General features: G+C 40.1%; 3 protein-coding genes and 1 pseudogene. 3 read left to right on the forward strand and 1 reads right to left on the reverse strand.

Annotated elements, in window-relative coordinates; translation table 11 throughout:
• The first annotated feature begins 45 nt into the window (after nucleotides 1–45).
• The 3 genes and pseudogenes from xylA to C1T29_RS11125 form a co-directional block, all read left to right on the forward strand.
• Nucleotides 46–1,383: a xylose isomerase gene (gene xylA / locus C1T29_RS11115; protein ID WP_071581672.1), complete on the forward strand. Its 1,338-nt coding sequence runs from the start codon at nucleotides 46–48 to the stop codon at nucleotides 1,381–1,383.
• A 146-nt stretch (nucleotides 1,384–1,529) separates the two neighbouring features.
• Nucleotides 1,530–3,032, forward strand: a complete 1,503-nt coding sequence (xylB, locus tag C1T29_RS11120; protein WP_103748746.1) for a xylulokinase — start codon at nucleotides 1,530–1,532, stop codon at nucleotides 3,030–3,032.
• Nucleotides 3,033–3,037: 5 nt separating this feature from the next.
• A pseudogene (locus tag C1T29_RS11125) lies at nucleotides 3,038–3,268 on the forward strand (glycoside hydrolase family 11 protein); the annotation flags it as partial.
• Nucleotides 3,269–3,481: 213 nt separating this feature from the next.
• Here the strand turns inward: C1T29_RS11125 and C1T29_RS11130 are convergent.
• A complete protein-coding gene (locus C1T29_RS11130) occupies nucleotides 3,482–4,093 on the reverse strand; it encodes a thermonuclease family protein (protein ID WP_103748745.1) in 612 nt (203 codons plus the stop codon).
• Nucleotides 4,094–4,329: the final 236 nt, after the last annotated feature.

Consider the following 4,329-nt stretch of genomic DNA (forward strand, 5'->3'; position numbering starts at 1 on the left):
ATTTGAATGATCATGTTTTGAATTTATTTTTAAGGGGGAAATCACATGGCTCAATCTCATTCTAGTTCAGTCAACTATTTTGGAAGCGCAAACAAAGTGGTTTACGAAGGGAAAGATTCGACTAATCCTTTAGCATTTAAATATTATAATCCTCAAGAAGTAATCGGCGGAAAAACGATGAAAGAGCATTTGCGATTTTCTATTGCCTATTGGCATACATTTACTGCTGATGGCACAGACGTTTTTGGAGCGGCTACGATGCAAAGACCGTGGGATCACTATAAAGGCATGGATCTAGCGAAGGTGAGAGTAGAAGCAGCATTTGAGATGTTTGAAAAACTAGATGCACCATATTTTGCTTTTCATGACCGGGATATTGCACCAGAAGGAAGTACGCTAAAAGAGACTAACCAAAATTTAGATATGATCGTGAGCATGATTAAAGATTACATGAGAAATAGCAACGTTAAGCTATTATGGAATACTGCAAACATGTTTACAAATCCCCGTTTCGTCCATGGCGCTGCGACTTCTTGCAATGCAGATGTGTTTGCGTATGCTGCAGCACAAGTGAAAAAAGGGTTAGAAACAGCAAAAGAGCTTGGCGCCGAGAACTATGTATTTTGGGGCGGCCGTGAAGGATATGAAACATTGTTAAATACCGATTTAAAATTTGAGCTTGATAATTTGGCAAGATTTTTGCATATGGCAGTGGATTACGCGAAGGAAATCGGGTACACAGGGCAGTTTTTGATTGAGCCAAAACCAAAAGAGCCGACCACCCATCAATACGATACAGATGCAGCAACAACCATTGCCTTTTTAAAGCAATATGGCTTAGACAATCATTTTAAATTAAATCTCGAAGCCAATCATGCCACATTAGCCGGGCATACATTCGAACACGAATTACGCATGGCAAGAGTGCATGGTCTGCTTGGCTCTGTTGACGCGAACCAGGGACACCCCCTGTTAGGCTGGGACACAGATGAATTTCCGACAGATTTATATTCTGCGACATTAGCAATGTATGAAATTCTGCAAAATGGCGGCCTTGGAAGCGGAGGATTAAACTTTGACGCGAAGGTCAGAAGATCTTCTTTTGAGCCTGATGATCTAATATATGCCCATATTGCAGGGATGGATGCATTTGCAAGAGGATTGAAAGTCGCCCATAAATTAATCGAAGATCGTGTGTTTGAAGATGTGATTCAACACCGCTACCGCAGCTTTACTGAAGGGATTGGTCTTGACATTATAGAAGGAAGAGCTAATTTCAATACACTTGAGCAATATGCGCTAAATAATCAATCAATTAAAAACGAATCTGGAAGACAGGAGCGATTAAAAGCGATATTGAACCAATACATTTTAGAAGTATAACGGGATAAGCTCCAGATCCTGCGATACAAAGTCACCGAACTACCCGTCATAATTCCTTTACCCTTTCTGATTATTATGACGGGTAATTTTTATAATTGGGATTTATTTAGAGTGAATGATTTTTTTAAAGGGTAAGGAGTGGAAAAATGAAGTACGTCATTGGAATTGATCTTGGGACGAGTGCTGTTAAAACCATTTTAGTCAATCAAAACGGCAAGGTTTGTGCAGAAACGTCCAAACGTTATCCACTCATCCAAGAGAAGGCGGGATATAGTGAGCAAAATCCTGAAGACTGGGTGCAGCAAACAATTGAAGCATTGGCTGAATTGGTTTCTATATCCGATGTTCAAGCCAAGGATATTGACGGGATAAGCTATTCGGGACAAATGCATGGGTTAGTGCTGCTTGACCAAAATCGTCAGGTGTTGCGCCATGCAATTCTTTGGAATGATACCAGAACAACGCCTCAATGCATTAGGATTACCGAGACATTTGGCGATCATCTGCTCGACATCACAAAAAACCGTGTACTAGAAGGGTTTACATTACCTAAAATGTTATGGGTGAAGGAAAATGAACCCGAACTTTTCAAAAAAACGGCTGTTTTTTTGCTTCCAAAAGACTATGTGAGATTCCGTATGACTGGTGCCATTCACACTGAATACTCCGATGCAGCAGGGACTTTACTTTTACATATTGCCCGCAAGGAGTGGAGCGATGATATTTGCAAACAATTTGGTATACCTGTAGATATTTGTCCTCCGCTTGTTGAATCTCATGATTGTGTAGGGTCGCTGCTTCCGAACGTCGCGGCGGCGACAGGACTATTGGAAAAAACAAAAGTGTACGCTGGGGGAGCAGATAATGCTTGCGGTGCTATTGGAGCGGATATTCTTTCTTCCGGCAAAACATTATGCAGTATTGGGACCTCAGGGGTCATACTTTCCTACGAAGAAGACAATGAAAGAGACTTTAAAGGGAAAGTGCACTTTTTTAATCATGGAAAAAAAGATTCTTTTTATACGATGGGAGTCACGCTCGCTGCAGGATACAGCTTGGACTGGTTTAAAAAAACGTTTGCGCCAAACGAATCGTTTGAGCAATTATTGCAGGGGGTGGAATCTATTCCAATAGGAGCCAATGGGCTGCTATACACTCCTTATTTGGTGGGTGAAAGAACGCCGCATGCTGATTCTTCTATTCGGGGAAGCTTGATCGGAATGGATGGAGCCCACAAAAGAGAGCACTTTTTGAGGGCGATAATGGAAGGTATCACATTCTCTTTGCATGAATCAATTGAGCTATTCCGCGAAGCGGGAAAATCAGCTAATACTGTCGTTTCTATTGGTGGGGGTGCTAAAAATGAAACGTGGCTGCAAATGCAAGCTGATATTTTCAATGCGAGGGTGATTAAGTTAGAAAATGAACAAGGCCCAGCCATGGGGGCTGCTATGCTGGCTGCTTTTGGAAGTGGTTGGTTTGAGTCCCTTGAAGAATGTGCAAAGCAGTTCATTCGTAAGGCTGCTACATTTTATCCAATGGAACAAAATATCCAAAAATATAAAACACTATTTGATTTGTATAAGAACATCTACACTCATACAAAGGATCTCAATACAGCTTTGAAAAGCTTTCGAAAGAACGAATGATAAGGGACAAAAGAACAATTATAGGTATCGCAACCTTTAAACAGTATTGGAGTGTCCGGCAGACAAAACGAACAAGCGGAACCGTATCTGTCAGCGAACACTTCAAAAAGTGGGAAAGCTTAGGAATGCCGATGGGTAAGATGTATGAAACCGCACTTACTGTAGAGGGATATCAAAGTAATGGCAGTGCTAATGTAACTACTAATGTATTGACTGTTGGTGGGACAAGTCAATAATCCTTTCTCTTGATTTACGATGAATATTGGTAGTATATTCATGCACAAAAAACCCCCTCACATTAACGTGAAAGGGGTTTTTTATTATCTACACTTTTTATATTATTCAAAAAGATTCATGTTGAAAAAGCAAGATCAACTCTAACTATTAGGAGTTGCGAAATCAGCTATCTCGTGTGCTATACAGCAGAAAATTTCACAGGCAGAGTTTTTCTATTTCACACAGCCATGAAAACCTCTATTGGTCACGTATCCATTCTTGCTCCAGATAGAAAGTTTTTCTGATTTTGCTTCTTGCTCATCTAGTCTGAATTGGTCTATGTATTTGGTGTTTGGCTCATATACATATGCTACTCTGGCCAATCCTTCTTTCAACAATGTTTCCTGAACAGATTTGCCGTCAGCATAAACGTAAGCTAACAGTCTTCCATACTTATCTCTGCGATCGCCTGTATCAAATTCCAACTGCAACTTACCGCTGTTGACCAATTCCTTATTTCGTTTTGACGCATCCTCACCGTATGGCTGAACACAAGAATGCGGTTTCTTCGTCTCAGGTGTATCAACGAGCAAGTAGCGAACTGTGTCTTTTTTTCCGTTGTAAATCACCTTAATCGTATCTCCATCAACTGTTCTATCTAATGTAACATCCACCAATTTCTTATGAGGCGTGCCAGCCTCTTGTTCTGGCTGTTTATATTCATTAGAGTGAGTATCCTCAGTCTCACTAGAACCTGACTGGTTTGTTGATGTGCGATTTGATCCGCAAGCTCCCAAAGTAATACTTAAAACGGCTGCGATCATACTGACCAAAATCTTCTTCATATTCATTCCCTCTTTGTCATTTTCTCTTTTCGCGTTTAAACATCAACATTATAACGATATGGACATTTTTTGTGAATGGAAAATGCCTATAACTTCAGGGGAACTTCTTACACTGAAATTGCCAATGGTTAACTTTTTAATAAGGTGACCAAAACATTACCATTACAGATAGAAGATAAACAATTCTGAAAATGATATTAATTGAAAATGCTTTTGGAATTATGATAATATCAGAA

It is taken from the genome of Bacillus sp. MBGLi79 (genome assembly GCF_002953915.1).